Annotated in this window: 21 protein-coding genes; 14 read left to right on the top strand and 7 right to left on the bottom strand. The window is 65.3% G+C overall.

What is annotated here, in order from left to right:
• Positions 1-149: 149 nt before the first annotated feature.
• On the top strand, positions 150-2,171 hold the full coding sequence (gene tkt, locus F3H87_RS14020; protein WP_149787516.1) for a transketolase: 2,022 nt from the start codon (positions 150-152) through the stop codon (positions 2,169-2,171).
• 102 nt (positions 2,172-2,273) lie between these two features.
• On the opposite strand, the gene F3H87_RS14015 is transcribed toward tkt, so the two are convergent.
• Entirely contained in the window at positions 2,274-3,245 is a 972-nt protein-coding gene (locus tag F3H87_RS14015; protein ID WP_149787515.1) for a DUF808 domain-containing protein, read from the bottom strand.
• A gap of 204 nt (positions 3,246-3,449) precedes the next feature.
• Here F3H87_RS14015 and gap point away from each other — a divergent pair, with 204 nt between their 5' ends.
• The 3 genes from gap (at position 3,450) to F3H87_RS14005 (ending at position 5,696) form a co-directional block, all read left to right on the top strand.
• Positions 3,450-4,454 (top strand): type I glyceraldehyde-3-phosphate dehydrogenase, encoded by a 1,005-nt coding sequence (gap, locus tag F3H87_RS14010; RefSeq protein ID WP_149787514.1) that lies wholly within the window; start codon positions 3,450-3,452, stop codon positions 4,452-4,454.
• A gap of 85 nt (positions 4,455-4,539) precedes the next feature.
• The gene (locus F3H87_RS21835; protein WP_188129166.1) at positions 4,540-4,683 is read left to right on the top strand and encodes a hypothetical protein; all 144 of its coding nucleotides are present in this window, start codon (positions 4,540-4,542) and stop codon (positions 4,681-4,683) included.
• 71 nt (positions 4,684-4,754) lie between these two features.
• Complete coding sequence (locus tag F3H87_RS14005) at positions 4,755-5,696, top strand: alpha/beta fold hydrolase (protein ID WP_149787513.1); 942 nt, start codon at positions 4,755-4,757, stop codon at positions 5,694-5,696.
• A 140-nt stretch (positions 5,697-5,836) separates the two neighbouring features.
• Here the strand turns inward: F3H87_RS14005 and coaD are convergent, their stop codons facing one another.
• From coaD to F3H87_RS13990, 3 genes are all read right to left on the bottom strand, one after another.
• Positions 5,837-6,334, bottom strand: a complete 498-nt coding sequence (gene coaD / locus F3H87_RS14000) for a pantetheine-phosphate adenylyltransferase (protein ID WP_149787512.1) — start codon at positions 6,332-6,334, stop codon at positions 5,837-5,839.
• Positions 6,335-6,434: 100 nt separating this feature from the next.
• Positions 6,435-6,869, bottom strand: a complete 435-nt coding sequence (locus F3H87_RS13995; protein WP_149787511.1) for a CBS domain-containing protein — start codon at positions 6,867-6,869, stop codon at positions 6,435-6,437.
• A 72-nt stretch (positions 6,870-6,941) separates the two neighbouring features.
• Positions 6,942-7,847: a LysR family transcriptional regulator gene (locus F3H87_RS13990; RefSeq protein WP_149787510.1), complete on the bottom strand. Its 906-nt coding sequence runs from the start codon at positions 7,845-7,847 to the stop codon at positions 6,942-6,944.
• 105 nt (positions 7,848-7,952) lie between these two features.
• On the opposite strand from F3H87_RS13990, the gene F3H87_RS13985 reads away from it, so the two are divergent.
• A complete protein-coding gene (locus F3H87_RS13985; RefSeq protein ID WP_149787509.1) occupies positions 7,953-9,452 on the top strand; it encodes a CoA-acylating methylmalonate-semialdehyde dehydrogenase in 1,500 nt (499 codons plus the stop codon).
• Positions 9,453-9,546: 94 nt separating this feature from the next.
• Positions 9,547-10,008 (top strand): hypothetical protein, encoded by a 462-nt coding sequence (locus F3H87_RS13980; RefSeq protein ID WP_149787508.1) that lies wholly within the window; start codon positions 9,547-9,549, stop codon positions 10,006-10,008.
• A gap of 124 nt (positions 10,009-10,132) precedes the next feature.
• Here F3H87_RS13980 and F3H87_RS13975 read toward each other — a convergent pair whose 3' ends face one another.
• Together F3H87_RS13975 and F3H87_RS13970 are read right to left on the bottom strand one after the other, a co-directional pair.
• A complete protein-coding gene (locus F3H87_RS13975) occupies positions 10,133-10,822 on the bottom strand; it encodes a VPLPA-CTERM sorting domain-containing protein (RefSeq protein WP_188129165.1) in 690 nt (229 codons plus the stop codon).
• A gap of 217 nt (positions 10,823-11,039) precedes the next feature.
• On the bottom strand, positions 11,040-11,900 hold the full coding sequence (locus F3H87_RS13970; protein ID WP_149787506.1) for a hypothetical protein: 861 nt from the start codon (positions 11,898-11,900) through the stop codon (positions 11,040-11,042).
• A gap of 514 nt (positions 11,901-12,414) precedes the next feature.
• On the opposite strand from F3H87_RS13970, the gene F3H87_RS21980 reads away from it, so the two are divergent.
• From F3H87_RS21980 to F3H87_RS13930, 8 genes are all read left to right on the top strand, one after another.
• The gene (locus tag F3H87_RS21980) at positions 12,415-13,176 is read left to right on the top strand and encodes a choice-of-anchor K domain-containing protein (protein WP_223228071.1); all 762 of its coding nucleotides are present in this window, start codon (positions 12,415-12,417) and stop codon (positions 13,174-13,176) included.
• A 134-nt stretch (positions 13,177-13,310) separates the two neighbouring features.
• The gene (locus tag F3H87_RS13960; protein WP_149787505.1) at positions 13,311-14,444 is read left to right on the top strand and encodes a carboxylate-amine ligase; all 1,134 of its coding nucleotides are present in this window, start codon (positions 13,311-13,313) and stop codon (positions 14,442-14,444) included.
• A gap of 82 nt (positions 14,445-14,526) precedes the next feature.
• Positions 14,527-15,672 carry an acyl-CoA dehydrogenase family protein gene (locus F3H87_RS13955; protein WP_149787504.1) on the top strand — a complete coding sequence of 382 codons (1,146 nt, stop codon included), beginning with the start codon at positions 14,527-14,529 and terminating at the stop codon, positions 15,670-15,672.
• 145 nt (positions 15,673-15,817) lie between these two features.
• Positions 15,818-16,858, top strand: coding sequence for an enoyl-CoA hydratase/isomerase family protein (locus F3H87_RS13950; RefSeq protein WP_149787503.1), 1,041 nt, complete (start codon positions 15,818-15,820; stop codon positions 16,856-16,858).
• 3 nt (positions 16,859-16,861) lie between these two features.
• Positions 16,862-17,734, top strand: a complete 873-nt coding sequence (gene mmsB / locus F3H87_RS13945; RefSeq protein WP_149787502.1) for a 3-hydroxyisobutyrate dehydrogenase — start codon at positions 16,862-16,864, stop codon at positions 17,732-17,734.
• 103 nt (positions 17,735-17,837) lie between these two features.
• Positions 17,838-18,233, top strand: coding sequence for a hypothetical protein (locus F3H87_RS13940; RefSeq protein WP_149787501.1), 396 nt, complete (start codon positions 17,838-17,840; stop codon positions 18,231-18,233).
• Between the two features lie 88 nt (positions 18,234-18,321).
• On the top strand, positions 18,322-18,507 hold the full coding sequence (locus F3H87_RS13935) for a YgaP family membrane protein (protein WP_149787500.1): 186 nt from the start codon (positions 18,322-18,324) through the stop codon (positions 18,505-18,507).
• A gap of 120 nt (positions 18,508-18,627) precedes the next feature.
• The gene (locus F3H87_RS13930; protein WP_223228070.1) at positions 18,628-18,948 is read left to right on the top strand and encodes an excinuclease ABC subunit A; all 321 of its coding nucleotides are present in this window, start codon (positions 18,628-18,630) and stop codon (positions 18,946-18,948) included.
• Between the two features lie 7 nt (positions 18,949-18,955).
• Here F3H87_RS13930 and uvrA read toward each other — a convergent pair whose 3' ends face one another.
• Entirely contained in the window at positions 18,956-21,814 is a 2,859-nt protein-coding gene (gene uvrA, locus F3H87_RS13925; protein WP_149787499.1) for an excinuclease ABC subunit UvrA, read from the bottom strand.
• Positions 21,815-21,854: the final 40 nt, after the last annotated feature.

Raw genomic sequence — 21,854 nt, 5'->3', positions numbered from 1 at the left:
CCCCGCGCCCGGTTTTCCCGCAGTTTAGCCAATGCCCGAACAAAATGCGCCCCCTTTGCGCCCAAGCACTTAGCCCGCGTGCTTGATCTTGGCGGGTGGGCTGGTATTAGCGCAGGAACCCCGTGCTGCTCATCGAAGGAACGCCACCCGTGGACATCTCAGCCCTCCGCTCCGCCAATCCCGAACACTGGATGCGCGCCGCCGCGATCCGCGCGCTGACGCTCGATGCGGTCCATGCCGCCAATTCCGGCCATTCCGGCATGCCGATGGGCATGGCCGACGTGGCGACGGTGCTGTTCGAAAAGCACCTGAAATTCGACGCCGCCGCGCCGAAATGGCCCGACCGTGACCGTTTCATCCTGTCGGCGGGGCATGGCTCGATGCTGATCTATTCGCTGCTTTACCTGACCGGCTATGAACAGGTCACGCTGGAGGAACTGCGCAATTTCCGCCAGTGGGGCGCGCGCACGGCGGGCCACCCGGAAAACTTCCTGCTGGACGCGGTGGAAACCACCACCGGGCCGCTGGGCCAGGGCATTTCCAACGCCGTAGGCTTTGCCATGGCCGAGGAGCTTCAGCGCGCCGAGTTCGGCCGGAAGATCGTCGACCACTTTACCTATGTGATCGCCGGCGACGGCTGCCTGATGGAAGGCGTGAGCCAGGAGGCGATCACGCTGGCCGGCCGGCAGAAGCTGGGCCACCTGATCGTGTTCTGGGACAACAACAACATCACCATCGACGGCGAGGTCGGCCTGGCCGATTCCACCGACCAGGTGATGCGCTTCAAATCCGCGGGCTGGCACGTGCAGGAGATCGACGGCCACGACCCGGCGGCGATCGACGCGGCAATCACGGCCGCCAGGGCATCGGCGAAACCGTCGATGATCGCCTGCAAGACGCATATCGCGCTTGGCCACGCGGCGCAGGACACCTCAAAAGGGCACGGTGCGCTGACCGACCCCGAGCAATTGGCCGCCGCCAAAGCCGTCTATGGCTGGACGGGCGGCCCGTTCGACGTGCCCGCCGACATCAAGGCGCAATGGGAAGAGATCGGCCGCCGCGGCGCGTCCGAGCGCGCGGCATGGGAGGATCGCCTTGCCGCCCTGTCCGAGCGCAAGCGCGCCGAGTTCGAACGCCGCTATGCCCTTGAGGTGCCCAGGAAACTGTCGGCGGTGATCCGCGCGCTGAAAAAGCAGGTCAGCGAAAGCGCGCCCAAGGTCGCCACCCGCAAATCCAGCGAAATGGTGCTGGAGGTGGTGAACCCGGTGATGGGCGAAACCGTGGGCGGTTCCGCCGACCTGTCGGGATCGAACAACACGAAAACCGCCGATCTGGGCGTGTTCGACGTGGACAACCGCAAGGGCCGCTACATCCACTGGGGCATCCGCGAACACGGCATGGCCGCGGCGATGAACGGCATGGCGCTGCATGGCGGCATCCGGCCCTATGGCGGCACCTTCATGGCGTTCACCGATTACGCCCGCCCCGCGATGCGGCTGGCCGCGCTGATGAAGATCCCCAGCGTGTTCGTCATGACCCATGACAGCATCGGGCTGGGCGAGGACGGCCCGACCCACCAGCCGGTCGAACACCTGGCCATTTCGCGCGCGACGCCCAACACGATGGTGTTCCGCCCCTGCGACACGGTGGAAACCGCCGAGGCGTGGGAACTGGCGCTGGGTGCGAAAACGACGCCTTCGGTTCTGTCGCTGACCCGGCAGAACCTGCCGACGCTGCGCTCCGAGCACAAGACCAGGAACCTGACCGCGCAGGGCGCCTATGTGCTGGCCGATGCCGAGGCGGGCAAGCGCCGGGCGATCCTGATCGCCACCGGTTCCGAGGTGGAAATCGCCATGGCCGCGCGCGCCGCGCTGGAGGCCGACGGGATCGGCACCCGCGTGGTGTCGATGCCCTGCATGGAGCTGTTCGCCGAACAGGACGAGGCCTATCGCCGCCGCGTGCTGCCTGCCGGTCCCGTGCGCGTGGGCGTCGAGGCCGCCATGCGCCAGGGCTGGGACCGCTGGCTGCTGGGCGAGCGCGGGCGCGAGGCCAAGGCCGGGTTCGTGGGTATGTCGGGTTTCGGCGCCTCCGCCCCGGCCGAGGTGCTGTACGAGAAATTCGGCATCACGGCCGAGGCGGTGGCGGCCGAGGTCAAGCGCCTGCTGGGCTGAGACGTGGCAGGGGGTTTGCCCCCCGTCGCCTGCGGCGCCTCCCCCCGGGATATTTGCAGAGAGAGGAAGGGCCCTGCGGGGCCTTTCCTTATATCCGGGGTTTCAATGCGCCGCCTTGCCGCCGGTCACGGCACCGATCAGCGGGCCGACGATGCGGGTGGCGACAGGGATCAGGATCACGCCCCAGATCAGCCCCAGCACCCCGTCGCAGAAGGCCGTGACCAGCCAGTTCACCGCGCCCGCCACGCCGTTCTGCACGGCACCGGCGGCGAGTTCTGCCAGGTGCTTGACCTCGTCATAGGGGGAATGCACCCCGAGATCGTGCAGCCCGTGCACCATGATCGAGCCGCCGACCCAGAGCATCGCCGCCGTGCCGACGACGGAGAGTATCCTGAGCAGCACCGGCATGAACCGGACAAGCCCCCGGCCAAAGGCGCGGCCGGCCCCGGTGCGCCCCTGCTGCGCCATGTAAAGCCCGACATCGTCCATCTTCACGATCAGCCCGACCGAGCCGTAGACCGCGACGGTCACCAGCACGCCCACCACCGCCAGCGTGGCCGCCTGCATCCAGACATTCGGCGCCTCGATCGCGGCCAGCGCGATGGTCATGATCTCGGCCGAAAGGATGAAATCGGTCTTGATCGCGCCCTTGACCTTTTCCTCTTCCAGGTGGCCGGGGTCCTTGACCGACATGTCGGCCTCGACATGCTTGTCGGCATGGGGAAACAGCGCATGGAATATCTTTTCCGCGCCTTCGAAACATAAGTAGGAGCCGCCCAGCATCAGCAGCGGCGTGATCATCCATGGCGCGAAATTCGCCAGCAGCATCGCCACCGGCAACAGGATCACCAGCTTGTTGAAGAACGACCCCCGCGTGATGCGCCAGATGATCGGCAATTCGCGCGCGGGCGCGAAGCCCTGCACGTATTTCGGCGTCACCGCCGCGTCGTCGATGATGACGCCCGCCGTCTTGGTGCCCGCCTTGGTGGCCGCCGCCGCGATGTCGTCGACGCTGGTCGCCGCGACCTTGGCGATGGCCGCCACGTCGTCGAGAAGTGCCAGTAGCCCGCTCATACCCCTTACCTCTTTCCCCCGTTTCCCGCGTTGGCCGACAGCCTAACCGATGCGCGCGCGGGGACAAGCCCGGACCGGGCGGAAGCTGTTAGCGCAACCGCCTGTATTTTTGCGCTAACAGCCGCCGCATGCGTCGTTTTCGTGGCTTTCCGCCCCGGGTGCCGGCGGCTATACCCGCCACAACGGAATACATTGGAGACAGTCATGACCATCACGCTTGGCATCAACGGATTTGGCCGCATCGGGCGCTGTACCCTCATGCATATCGCGGAAACCGCGCGCGAGGACGTGCGCGTGGTCAAGGTGAACGCCACCGGCCCGCTGGACACCGCCGCCCACCTGATCCGCTATGACAGCGTGCACGGACGCTTTCGCAACGAGGTGAAGACCGGCGAGCGGATGATGGACCTGGGCCATGGCGAGATGGAGATGTTTTCCACCTACGACATGGACGAGCTGGACTGGTCCGGCGTCGACGTGGTGCTGGAATGCACCGGCAATTTCAACGACGGCGAGAAAAGCCAAAAGCATATCGAGCGTGGTGCGAAGGCGGTGCTGATCTCGGCGCCCGCGAAGAACGTGCAGAAGACCATCGTGATGGGCGTGAACGACGACCAGATTGCCAGGGGCGACGTGATGATCTCGAACGGGTCGTGCACGACGAACTGCCTGGCGCCGCTGGCCAAGGTGCTGGATGCGGAAATCGGCATCGAAAGCGGCATCATGACCACGATCCATTCCTATACCGGCGACCAGCCCACGCTCGACCGCCGCCACAAGGACCTGTATCGCGCGCGGGCCGCGGCGATGAGCATGATCCCCACCTCGACCGGCGCGGCCAAGGCCCTGGGCGAGGTGCTGCCGCAGATGAAGGGCAAGCTGGACGGCTCGGCCATCCGGGTGCCGACGCCGAACGTGTCGGCGGTGGACCTGACCTTTGTCGCGGGCAAGGACGTGACGGCGCAGGACGTGAACGCCGTGGTGGCCGAGGCCGCATCGGGCGCGCTGAAGGGTATCCTGGGCTACGATCCCGAACCCAAGGTCTCGGTCGATTTCAACCATACCGAGGAAAGCTCGATCTTCGCGCCCGACCAGACCAAGGTGATCGGCAAGCGGCTGGTGCGCGTGCTGGCGTGGTATGACAACGAATGGGGCTTTTCCTGCCGCATGGCCGACGTGGCCGCGGCGATCGGGCAGCGCGCCCTGTGATCCCTGCCGGGGCGTGGCGGCTTGCGCTGCGCCCCGCGCTCGGCCATATCTGGGGCACCTGATCCCGTAAGGCCGGACCTTGCCCATGACAAACCAGATCGCCATCGGCCTGGGGCTGAGCATTCTTGCCGCCATCGGCATCGACGCCTTCGCCTGTGACGGGGCGAACCTGCTGTTCCTGGCGAAAAAGGGGCTGGAGCTGATCGAATGGCTGGCCTTCTGGCGGTGACGCCACGGATCGCTGGCCTGCGCCGCACCCTGCCCCTATCCTGATCCCGGCGCGGACAGGAGGGTTTCGCAATGATGACGGTAATCTGGCTGCTGGTCCTGCTGATCGCCGCGACCGTGACGGCGCTGGTCTGGTTCACCTGGAACACCATGCGCAAGGTCGAGGCGGCGGTGCCGCCGCGCGGGCAGTTCATGGACATTTCCACCGGGCGGCTGCATTACGTCGACAAGGGCCAGGGCCCCGCCATCGTGATGATCCACGGGCTTGGCGCGCAACTGGGCAATTTCGATTACGCGCTGGTGGATGCGCTGTCGGCCACCCATCGCTGCATCGCCATCGACCGCCCCGGCATGGGCTGGTCCGACCGGCCCGACGACGCCCCCGCCAACCCGCGCGCGCAGGCCGGTTACGTGGCCGAGGCGATCGATGCGCTGGGGCTGGAGCGCCCGCTGATCGTCGGGCATTCGCTGGGCGGGGCCATCGCCGTATGCCTGGCGCAGGATTTCCCGGAAAAGGCGCGCGGCCTTGCCCTGCTGGCGCCGCTGACGCGCGGGGGCGATGCGCCCTCGGCCGCCTTTGCGAGCCTCGGCATCAAGTCCGATCTTGTGCGCAAGGCGCTGGCCTGGACGCTGGCCACGCCGATCGGGCTGCGCAGCACCGATATGGTGTTCGACCTTATCTTCGGCCCCGACCCCGTGCCACCCGATTACAGCACGAAGGGCGGCGGGCTGCTGGGGCTGCGCCCCGTTTCGTTCTTCAACACCAGCCGCGATTACATGGCGTCGCTGGCCGATATCAAATGGATGCGCGCGGGCTATGCCGACATGCCGGTGCCGGTGGCCGTGCTGTTCGGGGAAGACGACCGCATCCTGTCGGTCGAAACCCAGGGCCGCAAGCTGGTGGCCGATCATCCCGCGATCAGGCTGGAGGTGACGCAGGGCGGCCATATGCTGCCGCTGACGCATCCGCAGGCGTGTGCCGAGTTCATCCGCCGGACCGATCCGGGGATATGAGGCGGGGATGAGCGGCTGTTGAGGGGGGCTACCCTGCCCGGAACGGCCGCGCAGCGGCCCGGGCATCGCCCGACCACGGCCGGGCGATACCCTCTGTTGCGGCAATACGGAAGGATCAGGCGGCAGACCCGCCCGCCTTGTCACACCTTGCCGAGCTTGGTCAGCAGCCGTTCCTTGACCATGGCAGGGATGAATTTCGTAACATCCCCGTCCAGCCGCGCGATTTCCTTGACCAGCTTGGACGCGATCGCCTGGTGGCGGGCATCGGCCATCAGGAACACGGTTTCGACCGAGGCATCCAGCGCACGGTTCATGCCGACCATCTGGAACTCGTATTCGAAATCCGCAACCGCGCGCAGGCCGCGCACGATCACCTGGGCGCCGACATCGTGGGCGCAGTTGATCAGCAGGTTCTCGAACGGGTGGGCCACGATCTGGGTCCCGGTTTCGCGGCTCAGCGCGGCGCATTCCGCCTCGATCATCTCGACCCGTTCCTCGAGCGAGAACAGCGGCCCCTTGTCGCGGTTGATCGCCACGCCGATCACCAGCCGGTCGACCAGCGTCGCGGCGCGGCGGATGATGTCGATATGACCCAGCGTGATCGGATCGAAGGTGCCGGGGTAAAGGCCGATGCGCATGATTGTCCCTCGCTTGGCGGCTGATTGGCGTTTTGCGAACGCAATAATATTGCGCCCCCGAATGCAACCCGTTTTTCCGGGTACCGCCCTGACCGGGCCCTCAGTGGCCCATGATCATGCCTTCCAGCGCGTTGCGCTCCATCGCCAGTTCCTCGAGCCGCGCCTTGACCACGTCGCCGATGGTGACGATGCCCACCAGCTCGGCATTCTCGGTCACCGGCATGTGGCGGAACCGCCCGTCGGTCATCCGTTGCAGCACGTCGTCGGCGGTGTCGTTGCGCGAACAGCAGGACGGGTTGCGCGTCATCATGTCGTCGACCGCCTCGGACAGGCAGACCGCCCCGCGCAGCGCCAGGCTGCGCACGATGTCGCGCTCGGACAGGATACCGTCGACCGACTTGCCGTCCTTCGACACCACGAGGCCCCCGATCCGCCGTTCGGCCAGAACCTGCGCCGCATCCGACACCAGCGTTCCGGGCCTGACCGTGAAAACGGTGCCGTCGCCCTTGGACTTGAGGATCTGGTGGACCAGCATGTGACGTTCCTCCCGTAGCTATGCGTGGAAATCCAGCGTCCACGGGATGCGACAATCTGTCAAGTCGCGTGCTCAGCTTTGCGCTTCGAGCCGCTGAACCTCGGCCTTCAGCCCGTCGCACAGGGCCACCGCGAAACGGTTGAGCCGTTCCAGCCGCCGGTCGTCGGCATGGCGGATCAGGTAGAAGCTGCGCGTCAGGCTGATCAGGTCGGGCAATATCCTGCGGATACCCTGCCCCGAGGGGATGGCGAAATCGTGCACCACCCCGATGCCGCCGCCCTGGCACACCCAGTTGAACTGCACCGGAACCGAGTTCGACGCCATCGCCACCCTCTCGACCCCGATCTCGTGCAGGTAATCCAGCTCCTTGTCGAAGATCATGTCGGGGATATAGCCGATGATGCGGTGGCCGCGCAGGTCGTCCAGCGCCCGGATCGGCGGGTGATGGTCCAGGTAGCTGCGCGCGGCAGCAAGATGCAGCCTGTAATCGGTGATCTTCTGCACCAGCAGCCGGCCGGTGGCGGGCGGGCTGACGGCGATGGCCATGTCGGCCTCGCGCCGGGACAGGTTCACCACGCGCGGCAGCGCGACGATCTGCACCTCCAGGTCGGGGTTGTCCTGCATGATCCGCATGCAGACCTGCGGCAACAGGTAATTGGCACAGCCATCCGGTGCGCCGATGCGGATCTGGCCCGACAGCGTGCCGGGCTGGCCGCGCACTTCCTCAAGCGCGCCGGCCAGCGCCTGTTCGGCGCGCTCGGCATGGACCAGCAGGCGCTGGCCCGCATCGGTCATCGCGTAACCCTGTGGTGACTTGGCGAACAGCGGCGCGCCCATCCGTTCCTCGAGCCGGGCAATGCGGCGGCCGACGGTGGCCGGGTCGACGCGCAGGATCTTGCCCGCGCCCGACAGGCTTTCGCTGCGCGCCACCGCCAGGAAGATGCGCAGATCGTCCCAATGCAGATCGTTGCTGGTCATGCCCGGCACCTCCATGCATTTTTGCAATGCCTTTTTGGAAACTTGCCCCTATCGCCGGGAAATTTGCAAGCCTATCCTGCGCCCAGCATCGAGAGGAGGAATCCCATGCAGGAACTGACCCATTACATCAACGGCGAACATGTCAAAGGCACGTCCGGCCGTTTCGCGGATGTCTACAACCCCGCCACCGGCGAAGTGCAGGCGAAATGCCCGCTGGCCGGCGCCGACGAAATGGCCCGCGCGGTCGAGGTGGCGGCCGCCGCCCAGCCCGCCTGGGGCGCGGTCAACCCGCAGCGCCGCGCGCGGGTGATGATGAAATTCGTCGATCTGCTGAACCGTGACATGGACAAGCTGGCCGAGGCGCTGAGCCGCGAACACGGCAAGACCTTTCCCGACGCCAAGGGCGACGTGCAGCGCGGCCTGGAAGTGGTGGAATACTGCATCGGCGCGCCGCAACTGCTGAAGGGCGAATTCACCGACAGCGCCGGCCCCGGCATCGACATGTATTCCATGCGTCAGCCGCTGGGCGTGACCGCGGGCATCACGCCCTTCAACTTTCCGGCCATGATCCCGATGTGGATGTTCGCGCCCGCCATCGCCTGCGGCAACGCCTTCATCCTCAAACCGTCCGAGCGTGACCCGTCCGTGCCGCTGATGCTGGCGGAACTGATGGAAGAGGCCGGGCTGCCCAAGGGCATCCTGCAGGTCGTCAACGGCGACAAGGAAGCGGTGGACGCGATCCTCGACCATCCGGTGATCCAGTCGATCGGCTTCGTCGGCTCGACCCCGATCGCCGAATACATCTATGGCCGCGGCTGTTCGAACGGCAAGCGGGTGCAGTGTTTCGGCGGCGCCAAGAACCACATGATCATCATGCCGGACGCCGACATGGACCAGGCCGCCGACGCGCTGATCGGCGCGGGCTATGGCGCGGCGGGCGAACGCTGCATGGCGATCTCGGTGGCCGTGCCGGTGGGCGACGAGACCGCCGACCGCCTGATCGAAAAGCTGGTGCCGCGCATCGAGGCGCTGAAGGTCGGGCCCTACACCGCCGGTGACGACGTGGATTACGGCCCCGTGGTGACGGCTGCCGCCAAGGAAAAGATCCTCGGGCTGGTGCAGTCGGGCGTGGACCAGGGCGCCGAGCTGGTGGTCGATGGCCGCGATTTCAGCCTGCAGGGGTACGAGGACGGGTTCTTTGTCGGCCCGCACCTCTTTGACCGCGTGACGCCCGACATGGACATCTACAAGCAAGAGATCTTCGGCCCGGTCCTGTCGACCGTGCGCGCGGCCTCTTACGAAGAGGCGGTCGGCCTGGCGATGGACCACGAATACGGCAACGGCACGGCGATCTTCACCCGCGACGGCGACGCCGCGCGCGATTTCGCCAACCGGATCAATATCGGCATGATCGGTATCAACGTGCCGATCCCGGTGCCGCTGGCCTATCACACCTTCGGCGGCTGGAAGAAATCGGCCTTCGGCGACCTGAACCAGCACGGGCCGGACGCGTTCAAGTTCTACACCCGCACCAAGACGGTGACCTCGCGCTGGCCCTCGGGCATCAAGGAAGGCGGCGAATTCAACTTCAAGGCCATGGACTGAAGCGACAAAACAGCCTATAGGGACCATGGTGCGCCATGGTCCCTTTCCGCAACGATCCCGGCGACCCGCGCAATGTCTGGGTTTGGGTTGCACGATGATCGGGTTCTACCTTCGGAACGACCTGAAGCTTACGCTGTTGCGGTTTCATGGACAGGTCTCCCTTGTTCAGATGAGGGATGTGGCGACGGCCACGATCCTCGACAACGACACCCCGCCATTTGACTGTGTCGCCCTGATCGACACCCGCGAGGCCGATCAATATGATGCCCGCTTTACCGAGGTGCTCGGGTTTACCGACTGGCTCCGATCCATCTTTGCGTGCGAGGGGCACGAGTTGCGCCTTGTGATCCTGACGCGGGAAAGCTGGAAATATGGAATGGCGCATATGTTCGCCATTGCCGCGAAGGCCGTCGGGGGCATCCATGTCCGCCTGTGCCAAAGCGAGGACGAGGTCATGCAGCATTGCACGATCCCCGGCGGAACGCTCGACACCCTGTTTGGCCCGGACCATCTGTTCTACACGACCATCCGCGGCTCCGATCCTTCGGGTCGCTAACGCACCGCGTTTGCCCGGACCGGGAAGAACAGGCGATGCCGAAGGGGCCAAAGACGGATCGCCGGCCGGATAAAAGAAAAAGGCGCCGGAAAACGGCGCCTTTACCTTTGTCTCGCGGTCCCGCTCAGGCGGATTTGCGGCGGCGCAGGAAGGCCAGCGCGCCAAAACCGCCAAGCAGCAGCGGTGCGCCTGCGGGCAGCGGCACGACACTGGGCGGCGCGGTATATTCCACAGTGATGGATTCGATCTTGATACCGGATTCCTTGTAATCCGTGTACGAGCAGTTGTAGTACCCGGAGAACCGGTTGCCGCAGGTCCTGTGATAATAGATCGAATGCGTCCGCGTGCCGACGGCAAAGCTGTTATATTCATCCGACGAGGCCGGCGTCCCGAAGCGCGACGAGCCGATAAGGCTGTCGTCGCCGAACAGGTCGTACCAGCCATACCCTTCCGCCCAGCTGATGACGATATTGGTCAGCGTGACCAGTGCGCCATTGTCGAAGGTGAACTTCATCGACTCGTCACTGCCCCAGCTGTCGATCGTGTGATGCTCGTCCCAGCCGTTCTGGCTGATCAGCCCGTAGGAATTGGAATCGACGTCGATCGCTCCGCCCTGAACGTAGGACGAGCCGAGCAGGCTGTAATAGAAACCTTCGACCGTCACGCCGAAACTGGCATCCTCGTTCGAGGTGTAATACTGCGCCTCCTGATTATCGGCGCGCGGCACCGTGAAGTCGAACGTATAGGTCGCTGCCTGTGCAGCGCTTACGGCCCCAACGGCGAACGCGGCGGACAGAACGATTTTCCTGAACATGTATTCAATTCCCATCTGATAACTACCATTCCCCCGTCCAAACATCCTGACGCGGGTTCGTTCCCCCTTAGCAAGCCCGTGCCGTATTGTCGCCTTATTTCATGTATTTACCCCAACAATCTCAGAATCTGAAAACAATCCCCCATCAAGTCTGGCATTGACAAAACATCAGAGACAATAACTGCCCGAAACGAGGGCATTAACGTCGCCCCCCCGTTCACGCCAGCGACCCGATCCGCATCGCGGCCTCGATCATCCCGGCCACGGGCTGCTGGAAATCGGCATCCTTCCAGTACCCGTTATGCGAGGCCGGGTTCCACGAGGTGAAGATGTTGCCGGTGTCGATCCAGTGCTCGCGCAGCTCGCCGGAGTCGTAAAGCGCCCTGTACCCGTCGCCCGCGTGGCGCAGCGGCATTCCCAGCGGATCGTCGCGGTCGTTGAAACTCAGCCACCAGGGGGTCAGCTGCCGGCCCGGGGGGATATGCGTGCCCGGGCGGGCGATGGCCTGCACCTTGTCGCGGGGATAGGCGAAGGTGAAGATCGGGATGTTGCAGCCGAAGGTGATCATGCCCGCCATCGTCTGGAACCGCTGGAACGGCGTCGGGGCGTCGGTATGCCCGTGCTGCATGTCCCAGATGTAGTTCGACATGATATGCCCGCCCAGCGAATGCGCCAGCACGATCAGCGGCACCCCGGCGCCGGTGACGGTTTCCAGATGCGCGATGGCAGCGCGGACACGGTCATGCACCGCGGGATAGACAAAGGCGTTCGGGTCCCTTTCATAGCGATAGGCCGCGGCATCGGCGAGCCGGTGCATCACGAATTCGCGCGTCTTCATCCAGCGCGCCTCACCCGCCAGCGCGTCGTCGATGTATTCCTGCTGGCGCAACTGCAGGATGTCGGCCCAGAAGATTTCGCGCCAGCCGACAAGCCGGTCGAACCGCGCGGCGCCGATACGGCTGCGCAACCCGCGATAGAGATCGGCCGAGAAACTGATCTGATCGTTGCCCTGGGCCTTGTCGCCCTGGCTTCCCATGCCGTGAATGACCGCCACGGCGACCCGGTTTTCGCTGGGCATGAAATGGCCCTCCTGTTGAAAATGTGCTTTCGAGAATAGCTCCAATCAAAACATACAGATGCATTGCGGCGCAACCCTGGCGCGCGTCGCAGGAGAGCCGGGCGTTTTCGCTCCGGTGGCCGGCAGGTTCTGGCCGGTCCGGCGGGGATCGGCCGGAATGGATGTGAATCCGCGTCGAATCAGGCTATGGACGGTATTGCCCGGGCAAAACCCAGGGATGTATACGCATTGCGGATACACGCCAGATCAGGCCCCATTGTTTCCATAAATCGGCACGAACCAGGGTTCTCCACGGATTGTTTCCGACAATCCGGGGCTTATCCACAATTTTGCCCACATTCCTCGCGGCAGCGGTCTGAATTCTCATGATTATGTTGGAAAGCGGGCAGGATTATGGCAGCGTATCACAGGGTCGTGACCCGCGACCGGAAGACTTAGGGACAGTTACGTCTGGAACCTGCGCCGGAAACAAGCTGCCTTATTGACACGAACAAGATTTCGAAAGGATTTCGATATGGAATTGGGAAAACTTCTTTTGGCCGGCCTGTTCACGGCGGCGATGGCGACCGGAGCCTCGGCTGCCACGCTGTCGGGCAGCAGCAGCGGTGAATTCACGAATGAGAACGGCGGCTACACCTGCACGAGTTCGTTCCTGTTCTGGTGCACCGGCGGTGTTGATGGCGCAAGCGGCCTTGGCACCTCGACCCTCGAATGGCCCGGTGAAACCGATGGCCATAACCACAGCAACCCTGCGCGCAGCTCGCTGACGATCAATGACGAAAGCTTCTCGCACAACGTGCCCAGCGGCGCGGGTCAATACCTGGTCGGCAGCCTGACCTGGTACAATGCCAGCTCGCCGGAAGATATCACGCCGGACGAGTTCACCGCGAAAGCCGTGATCGACCTGATGCTGAGCTCGCCCTCGGCACATACCGGCAGCGAAGAGGTCAAGTTCACCATCGAGAACACCACCAACCCCACCGGCGACGAGATCTTTGCCGTGGCTCTCGGTGGCTTTGACTTCGGCTGGACCCTGCCCCTCGATCTGGGCGAAGGCCTGACGCTGGACGGTTTCTCGGCCAGCCTGGTCGGTGGCAGCGACGGAACGTTCGCGGGTGGCCTGTGGTTCAACCCCGAAAACGGCACCTCGACGCTGGGCATCTATGCCAACGTCACCGCTGCAGCAGCCGTCGTTCCGCTGCCCGCCGGCGGCCTGCTTCTGCTGACCGGTCTTGGCGGCATGGCCGCGCTGCGCCGCCGCAAGAAAGCCGCGTAAGCCTTTACGGCAACGCGATGCGAAATTACGAAGCGGCCCCCTCGGGGGCCGTTTCTTTTTTGCCCCCATGCTTGCCGAACCGGGACGGATCGTGCTGAACTGCCCGCACAGCCCGGCACAGGGAGGGACAGCCGATGGTCATCGCGCAACCCGATTTCACCATCGGCGTGGAAGAGGAATACCTGCTGGTCGACCGCGACAGCCTGGCGCTCTCCCCTGCCCCGGACGGGCTGATGGAACGCTGTGCCGCCGCGCTGGAAGGGCAGTTCAGCCCCGAGTTCCTGGAATGCCAGGTCGAGATCGGCACCCGCGTCTGCGCCAATGTCGCCGAGGCGCGCGAGGATCTGCGCCACCTGCGCAGCACGGTGGCGCGCATCGCGGCCGATTACAACCTCGCGCCCATCGCGGCCTCGTGCCATCCTTTTGCCGACTGGCGCGACCAGCACCACACCGACAAGGACCGCTATAACGACCTGCGCCAGGACCTGGCGGGCGTGGTGCGGCGGATGCTGATCTGCGGGATGCATGTGCATGTGGGCATCGCCGCAAAGGACCAGCGCATCGACCTGATGAACCAGCTGGTCTATTTCCTGCCGCACCTTCTGGCGCTGTCCTGCTCTTCGCCCTACTGGCAGGGCGAGGACACCGGGCTGTCATCCTACCGGCTGACGGTGTTCGACAACCTGCCGCGCACCGGGCTGCCGCCACGGCTGGAGGGCTGGGGCAGTTTCGAACGCTCGGTGCAGGCGCTGACCGAACTTGAGGTGATCGAGGACGCCAGCAAGATCTGGTGGGATTTGCGCCCCTCGTCCCGCTTTCCGACGATCGAGGCGCGGATCTGCGATGTCTCGCCCCGGCTGGAAACCACGCTGACGCTGGCCGCGCTGATCCAGTCGCTGACGCGGATGCTGTGGCGGCTCAGCCTGACCAACCAGCGGTGGCGGATCTACGACGCCTTCCTTGTCAACGAAAACCGCTGGCGCGCGCAGCGATACGGCCTGACCGAAGGGTTGATCGATTTCGGCATCCGTGAAATCGTCCCCTACGACACGCTGGCCGAAGAGCTGATCGCGCTGGTCGCCGACGACGCGCAGGCGCTGGGGGCGCTGGCCGAGGTCGAAAACACCCGCGCCATCGTGCGGGCGGGCAATTCCGCCAGCCAGCAACGCGGTGTCTATGCCCGCGCCCGCGAAACCGGCCGCGACCACGGGGATGCCATGCGCGCGGTGGTGGCGCATCTGATCGACGAGTTTCACGCCGATCTGTAGGCTGCTTTCCCTGCCTGAAAAACTGTTGTAAGGATCGGAAATTAAACAGCCGTTCAATTCGCCGCATCCCGGGAGGAGACTGATGGACTATGCGCTGAGCGAGGAGCAGACAGCGATCTTCGATATGGCCTTTGCCTTTGGGCAGGAACATATCGCACCCCACGCGCAGGATTGGGAAAAACAGGGCACCATCCCCAGGGAGCTGTGGCCCCGCGTGGCCGAGCTGGGCCTTGGCGGCATCTACGTGTCCGAGGACTACGGCGGCTCCGGCCTCAGCCGGCTGGACGCGACGCTGGTGTTCGAGGCGCTGGCGATGGCCTGCCCCTCGGTCGGGTCGTTCCTGTCGATCCACAACATGTGCGGCGGCATGATCGACAAGTTCGGCAGCGACGAGACCAAGCAGAAATGGCTGCCCGACCTGTGCAGCATGGAAAAGGTGTTTTCCTATTGCCTGACCGAACCCGGCTCGGGCTCGGACGCGGCCGCGCTGCGCACCCGCGCGGACAGGACGAACGAAGGCTACAGGCTGAACGGGACCAAGGCGTTCATCTCGGGCGGGTCCTATTCCGATGCCTATGTCACCATGGTGCGCACCGGCGATGACGGGCCCAGGGGCATTTCCACCGTGGTGGTGGAATCGGGGGCCGACGGGCTGTCCTATGGCGGGCTCGAGGACAAGATGGGATGGCGCAGCCAGCCCACCGCGCAGGTTCAGTTCGACGATTGCATGGTGCCGCTGGACAACCTGATCGGCGAGGAAGGCCGCGGTTTCGTCTATGCGATGGCGGGGCTGGATGGCGGGCGGCTGAACATCGCGGCCAGCGCGCTTGGCGGCGCACAGCAGGCGCTGAACCTGACGCTGGCCTATATGGGCGAGCGCAAGGCCTTCGGCAAAACCATCGACCAGTTCCAGGCGCTGCAATTCCGCCTGGCCGAGATGGAGGTCAAGCTGGAATCGGCGCGCACCTTCCTGCGGCAGGCCGCGTGGAAGCTGGACAACGGCACGCCGGATGCCACGAAATTCTGCGCGATGGCCAAGTTGCTGGTGACCGACAACGCCTTCGACGTGGCCAACCAGTGCCTGCAACTGCATGGCGGCTATGGCTACCTGGCCGATTACGGGGTGGAAAAGATCGTGCGCGACCTGCGCGTGCACCAGATCCTCGAAGGCACGAACGAGATCATGCGCCTGATCGTCAGCCGGCAGATGCTGGCCGACCGGGGCTGAGACCGATGCGCGGCGCCCGTTTCACCCGTGGCGCCGCGCCGGCACATGACGTTGACAATGCGCCCCCGCAGGGGGAGGGTCGGGCGCGGCCCGGCCTGCCGCCGGGCATCGCCGCCCGACATTGCGCCCAACAGAGATATATCCGATGACCGAAATCGACATCCGAACCGAAGGCCATGCCGGCCGTATCACCCTGAACCGGCCCAAGGCGCTGAACGCGCTGACGCATGACATGGCGCTGGCGATCCATGCCGCGCTGCGCGACTGGGCGCAGGACGATGCGGTCAAACTGGTGGTGATCGACGCCGCCGGCGACAAGGCGTTCTGCGCGGGCGGCGATATCGCCGCGCTCTACCGCTCGGGGGTGGCGGGGGATTACGCCTACGGGCACCGCTTCTGGACCGACGAATACCGCATGAATGCCGCGCTGTTCGAATATGCCAAGCCGGTGGTCAGCCTGATGCAGGGCTTTTCCATGGGCGGCGGCGTGGGAATCGGCTGCCATGGCAGCCACCGCATCGTCGGCGACACGATCCAGATCGCCCTGCCGGAATGCAGCATCGGGCTGGTGCCGGATGTGGGCAGCTCGCTGATCCTGGCGCGTGCGCCGGGCCGGCTGGGGGAATACCTGGGCCTGACCGGCGCACGGCTGGGACCGGCCGACACGATCCTTGCCGGGTTTGCCGACAGCTACATCCCCGAGGCCGACTGGCCCGCCCTGATCGCCGAACTGTGCGCGACGGGCGATGCCGGTATCGTCGCGGATGCCGCCACCACGCCGCCCGGGGGCACGCTTGCCCCGCAGGCGGCGCAGATCGACGCGCTGTTCGCGGGCGACACGCTGGCCGACATCCTTGACACCCTGCGCGCCGACGGGGGCGAACTGGCGGCGGCGGCGCTGAAATCCATGACGCGCAACGCGCCGCTGTCGATGGCCTGCACGATCGAGATGGTGCGCCGCCTGCGTGACGCAGACGGCATCCGCGCGGCCCTGGACATGGAATACCGGTTTACCTGGCGCGCAATGGAACATGCGGATTTCCTGGAAGGCATCCGCGCCGCGATCATCGACAAGGACCGCAACCCGCAGTGGCGGCACGCGCTGGACGGCGTGAGCCGGGCCGATGTGACCGCCATGCTGGCGCCGCTTGGCGCCGATACCCTGACCTTCGAGGAGGAGAACTGAGCAATGAAAATCGGATTCATCGGACTGGGCAACATGGGCGCGCCGATGGCCGCCAACCTCGTCGCCGCCGGGCACGAGGTGACGGGCTTTGACGCCGCCGGCGTCACGGTCGAGGGCGTGGCACAGGCCGCCAGCGGCGCCGAGGCCGCCAAAGGGGCCGACGTGGTGATCACCATGCTGCCCAACGGCCAGATCCTGCGCACCGTCGCGGGCGAGGTGATCCCCGCGATGGACAAGGGCGCGACGCTGGTCGATTGCTCGACTGTCGATGTCGAAAGCGCGCGCGCGGTGGCCGGACAGGCCACGGAGGCGGGGCTCGGCTTTGTCGACGCGCCGGTATCGGGCGGCGTGGGCGGGGCCACGGCGGGCACGCTGACCTTCATGTGCGGCGGCAGCGCCGATGCCTTCGCCAGGGCCGAACCGCTGTTCGACATCATGGGCCAGAAGGCCGTGCATTGCGGCGACGCGGGCGCAGGCCAGGCCGCCAAGATTTGCAACAACATGATCCTCGGCGTCACCATGATCGCCACCTGCGAGGCTTTCGCGCTGGCCGACAAGCTGGGGCTGGACCGGCAAAAGATGTTCGACGTGGTCAGCACCTCGTCGGGCTATAGCTGGACGATGAACGCCTATTGCCCCGCGCCGGGCGTCGGGCCGCAATCGCCCGCCGACAACGATTACAAGCCCGGTTTCGCGGCCGAGCTGATGCTCAAGGATCTGGGCCTGTCGCAACAGGCCGCCGAGGCGGCGGATGCCGACACCCCGATGGGCCAGGCCGCGCTGGAGCTGTATCGCCGCTTCGTCGAGGACGAGGGCGGCCGCGGCATGGATTTCAGCGCCATGCTGCCGCGCTTTGAAAAGCGCCACCGGGGCTGATCGCCCGGTCATAACGCGAACGTGAGCCCCGCCCGCAACGGATGGGCGGGGCTGTGCCGTTTCACCTCTCGAACCGCACCGCAAACCGCGAAAGGACTTCGAGATGAAACGTACAGCCATCCTTGCCGCCGCTCTTCTTGTCGGGTTCAGCCCCGCCGCAATGGCGGCCGATTACGGCAAACAGCCCCGGCACGTGCAATCGCACCAGTGGCATGACGGCCCGGGCCGCCGGGCATACCAGCCCGCCTACCGGCAGGATCACGGCGCCAGCCGTATCGGCCGGGACGGGCGGCGCGACTGGGGGCCGGCGCCCCGGCATCGCGTGCAGCGCCCCCTGCCCGGCCGCGCGCTCAGCCCCGCGCAACTGCGCCGGTTGCCGCCCCTGCCGCACGGGCAACGGTACCGCGTGGTCAACCAGCGCGTCGTCCGGGTCGACAACAACAGCAGCGAGATCCTTGCCATGATCGGGCTGTTCTCGATCCTGCTGGGCACGCGCTGAGCGCGCCCGCGTCAAAATGACATGGCGCATGACGGGCAATTCGCCTATCATATCAGAAATATCGCATACAGTTCCGAAAGGACATCACATGACCAAGAATGTCGGCAATATCGACCGTATCGTTCGCGTCGTCATCGGCGTGCTTCTGATCATCGGCGCGCTCATGGGCTATGGCTGGTGGATGTGGATCGGTGTCGTTCCGCTGGCCACCGGGCTGATGGGGTCCTGCCTGCTTTACTCGCTTCTCGGGATCAACACCTGCAAGACCGGGTAAGCGGGCTACACCCGATGAAAGGCCGCCCGATGGGCGGCCTTTTGCCTGTGCGCCGCCCGCGCGGTGGCCAGGGCCAGCGGCCCGGCCTATCCTTGTGACCACACCGCAAGGAGGCCCCGCATGACCCGCGCAGAATACCTTGCCATCGGGCTTGCCGCCCTGATGGCCACCGGATTTTCCCCCGCCCAGGCAGGACCCAAGGGCTGCCCGCCCGGCCTTGCCAGGAAAAGCCCCGCCTGCGTGCCGCCCGGGCTGGCGAAATCCGGCTATCGCGTGGGCGACCGGGTGACGGGCGATTACATCGTCATCCGCGACCCCGGCCGCTGGGGCCTTGACCCGCACGAAACCTATTACCGTATCGGCGACCAGGTGCTGCGGGTGGATCGTGACACCAAGGTCGTGCTGGACCTGATCGGCGCCGCGGCCGCGATCCTGAACTGAGCGGCGGCTATTCCGCCGCCACCCTGCCCGCCCGCAGCATCGGCTTGAGATAGCGCCCGGTATGGCTGCGCTCGACCCCGGCCACGTCCTCGGGCGTGCCGGTGGCCACGATCTCGCCGCCGCCATCGCCGCCCTCGGGGCCGATGTCGATGATCCAGTCGGCGGTCTTGATGACATCGAGGTTGTGTTCGATCACCACCACGGTATTACCCGCCTCGACCAGCTCGTGCAGCACCTCCAGCAGCTTGCGCACATCCTCGAAATGCAGCCCCGTGGTGGGTTCGTCGAGGATGTAGAGCGTGCGCCCGGTCGAGCGTTTGGCCAGCTCCTTGGACAGCTTGACGCGCTGCGCCTCACCGCCCGACAGGGTGGTGGCCTGCTGGCCCACCTTGATATAGCCAAGCCCGACGCGCACCAGCGCATCCATCTTTTCGCGGATCGACGGCACCGCCTTGAAGAACTCCTGCGCCTCTTCGACCGTCATATCAAGAACATCGGCTATACTCTTGCCTTTAAACCGGATTTCCAGAGTTTCGCGGTTGTAGCGCGCGCCCTTGCAGGTTTCGCATTCGACATAGACATCGGGCAGGAAATGCATCTCGATCTTGATGACGCCATCGCCCTGGCAGGCCTCGCAGCGCCCGCCCTTGACGTTGAAGCTGAAGCGCCCCGGCTTGTAACCGCGCGCCTTGGCCTCGGGCAGACCGGCGAACCAGTCGCGGATCGGCGTGAACGCGCCGGTATAGGTGGCCGGGTTCGACCGCGGGGTGCGGCCGATGGGACGCTGGTCGATGTCGATCACCTTGTCCAGATGCTCCAGCCCCTTGATCGTCTCGCAGGGGGCCGGCGTCTGGCGCGCGCCGTTCAGCCGCATCGAGGCGGTCTTGAACAGCGTTTCGATCGTCAGCGTGGATTTCCCGCCGCCCGACACGCCTGTGACGCAGACGAACTTGCCCAGCGGAAACTCGGCAGTCACGTCTTTCAGGTTGTTGCCCGTGGCCTTGACCACCGTCACCTTCTTCTTGTTGCCCTTGCGCCGCTCAGTGGGCACCGCGATTTCGCGCGCGCCCGACAGGTATTGCCCGGTCAGGCTGGCCGCGTCGGCCGCCACCTGCGCCGGTGTGCCCTGGCTGACCACCTGCCCGCCATGCACGCCCGCGCCGGGGCCGATGTCGAAGACGTAATCGGCCTCGCGGATCGCCTCTTCGTCGTGTTCGACGACCAGCACGGTATTGCCCTGGTCGCGCAGGTTCTTGAGCGTATCCAGAAGCCGCGAATTGTCGCGCTGATGCAGTCCGATGGAGGGTTCGTCCAGCACGTAAAGCACGCCCGTCAGCCCGCTGCCGATCTGGCTGGCCAGCCGGATACGCTGGCTTTCGCCGCCCGACAGGGTGCCCGCGCTGCGGCTGAGCGTCAGGTATTCCAGCCCGACATTGTTCAGGAAACCCAGCCTTTCGCGGATTTCCTTGAGGATCGCGCGGGCGATCTCGTTCTTCTGCTTCGTCAGGTGTTCGGGCACCGAGGCGCACCAGTCATGGGCCTCGCGGATCGACATTTCGACCACCTGCCCCACATGCAGCCCGGCAATCTTGACCGCCAGCGCCTCGTCGCGCAGGCGATAGCCGCCGCAGGCGCCGCAGGGGCGGTTGTTCTGGTAGCGTTCGAATTCCTCGCGCACCCAGTTGCTGTCGGTTTCGCGGTAACGGCGTTCCATGTTGGGAATCACGCCCTCGAACACGCGGCTGACCTGATAGACGCGCCCGCCCTCGTCATAGCGGAACTGGATTTCCTCGTCGCCCGAGCCAAACAGGAACACCTGTTGCACATGGGCGGGCAGATCCTTCCATTTCGCGTTCCTGTCGAACTCGTAATGCCGGGCGATGGCCTCGATCGTCTGCAGGAAATAGGGGCTTTTGCCCTTGCGCCAGGGCGCCAGGGCGCCATCGCTGATTTTCAGGTTCTGATCGGGCACCACCAGCCGTTCGTCGAAAAACAGCTCCATCCCCAGCCCGTCGCATACCGGGCAGGCCCCGAAGGGCGCGTTGAAGGAAAACAGCCGCGGCTCGATCTCGGGGATGGTGAAGCCGCTGACGGGACAGGCGAAATTCTCGCTGAAGGTGATGCGCTCCGGCTCGCCCTCGCGCGGGGCGGTTTCCAGAACCGCGATCCCGTCGGCCAGGTCCAGCGCGGTGCGGAAACTGTCGGCCAGCCGGGTTTCCAGCCCCTCTTTCACGACAATCCTGTCCACCACCACGTCAATGTCATGGCGGAATTTCTTGTCCAGCGTGGGCGGTTCGTCCAGGTCGTGAAACTGCCCATCGACCTTGACGCGCTGGAAACCCTGCTTGCGCAGTTCCAGGAATTCCTTGCGGTATTCGCCCTTGCGGTCGCGCACGATGGGGGCCAGCAGGTAGGCGCGCGTGCCCTCCTCCATCGCCATCACGCGGTCGACCATGTCCTGCACCTGCTGCGCCTCGATCGGCAGGCCGGTGGCGGGGCTGTAGGGCGTGCCGACGCGGGCGAAGAGCAGCCGCAGATAATCGTAAATCTCGGTCACCGTGCCCACGGTCGAGCGCGGGTTTTTCGAGGTCGTCTTTTGCTCGATGGAGATCGCGGGGCTGAGGCCGCTGATATGATCCACATCCGGTTTCTCCATCATGTCGAGGAACTGCCGCGCATAGGCCGACAGGCTTTCGACATAACGGCGCTGCCCCTCGGCATAGATCGTGTCGAAGGCAAGGCTCGACTTGCCCGAGCCCGAAAGCCCGGTGATCACCACCAGCCGGTCGCGCGGAATATCGACGTCGATATTCTTGAGATTATGTTCGCGCGCACCGCGCACTTCGATCTGTTTCAGATCCGCCATGACAGACTCCCGGGAGTGTTGCGGAAAACTTAATTGAGCG

This window comes from Lutimaribacter pacificus (assembly GCF_900142185.1).
Lineage (GTDB): Bacteria > Pseudomonadota > Alphaproteobacteria > Rhodobacterales > Rhodobacteraceae > Lutimaribacter > Lutimaribacter pacificus.
This window is presented reverse-complemented; position numbering and strand designations above follow the sequence as displayed.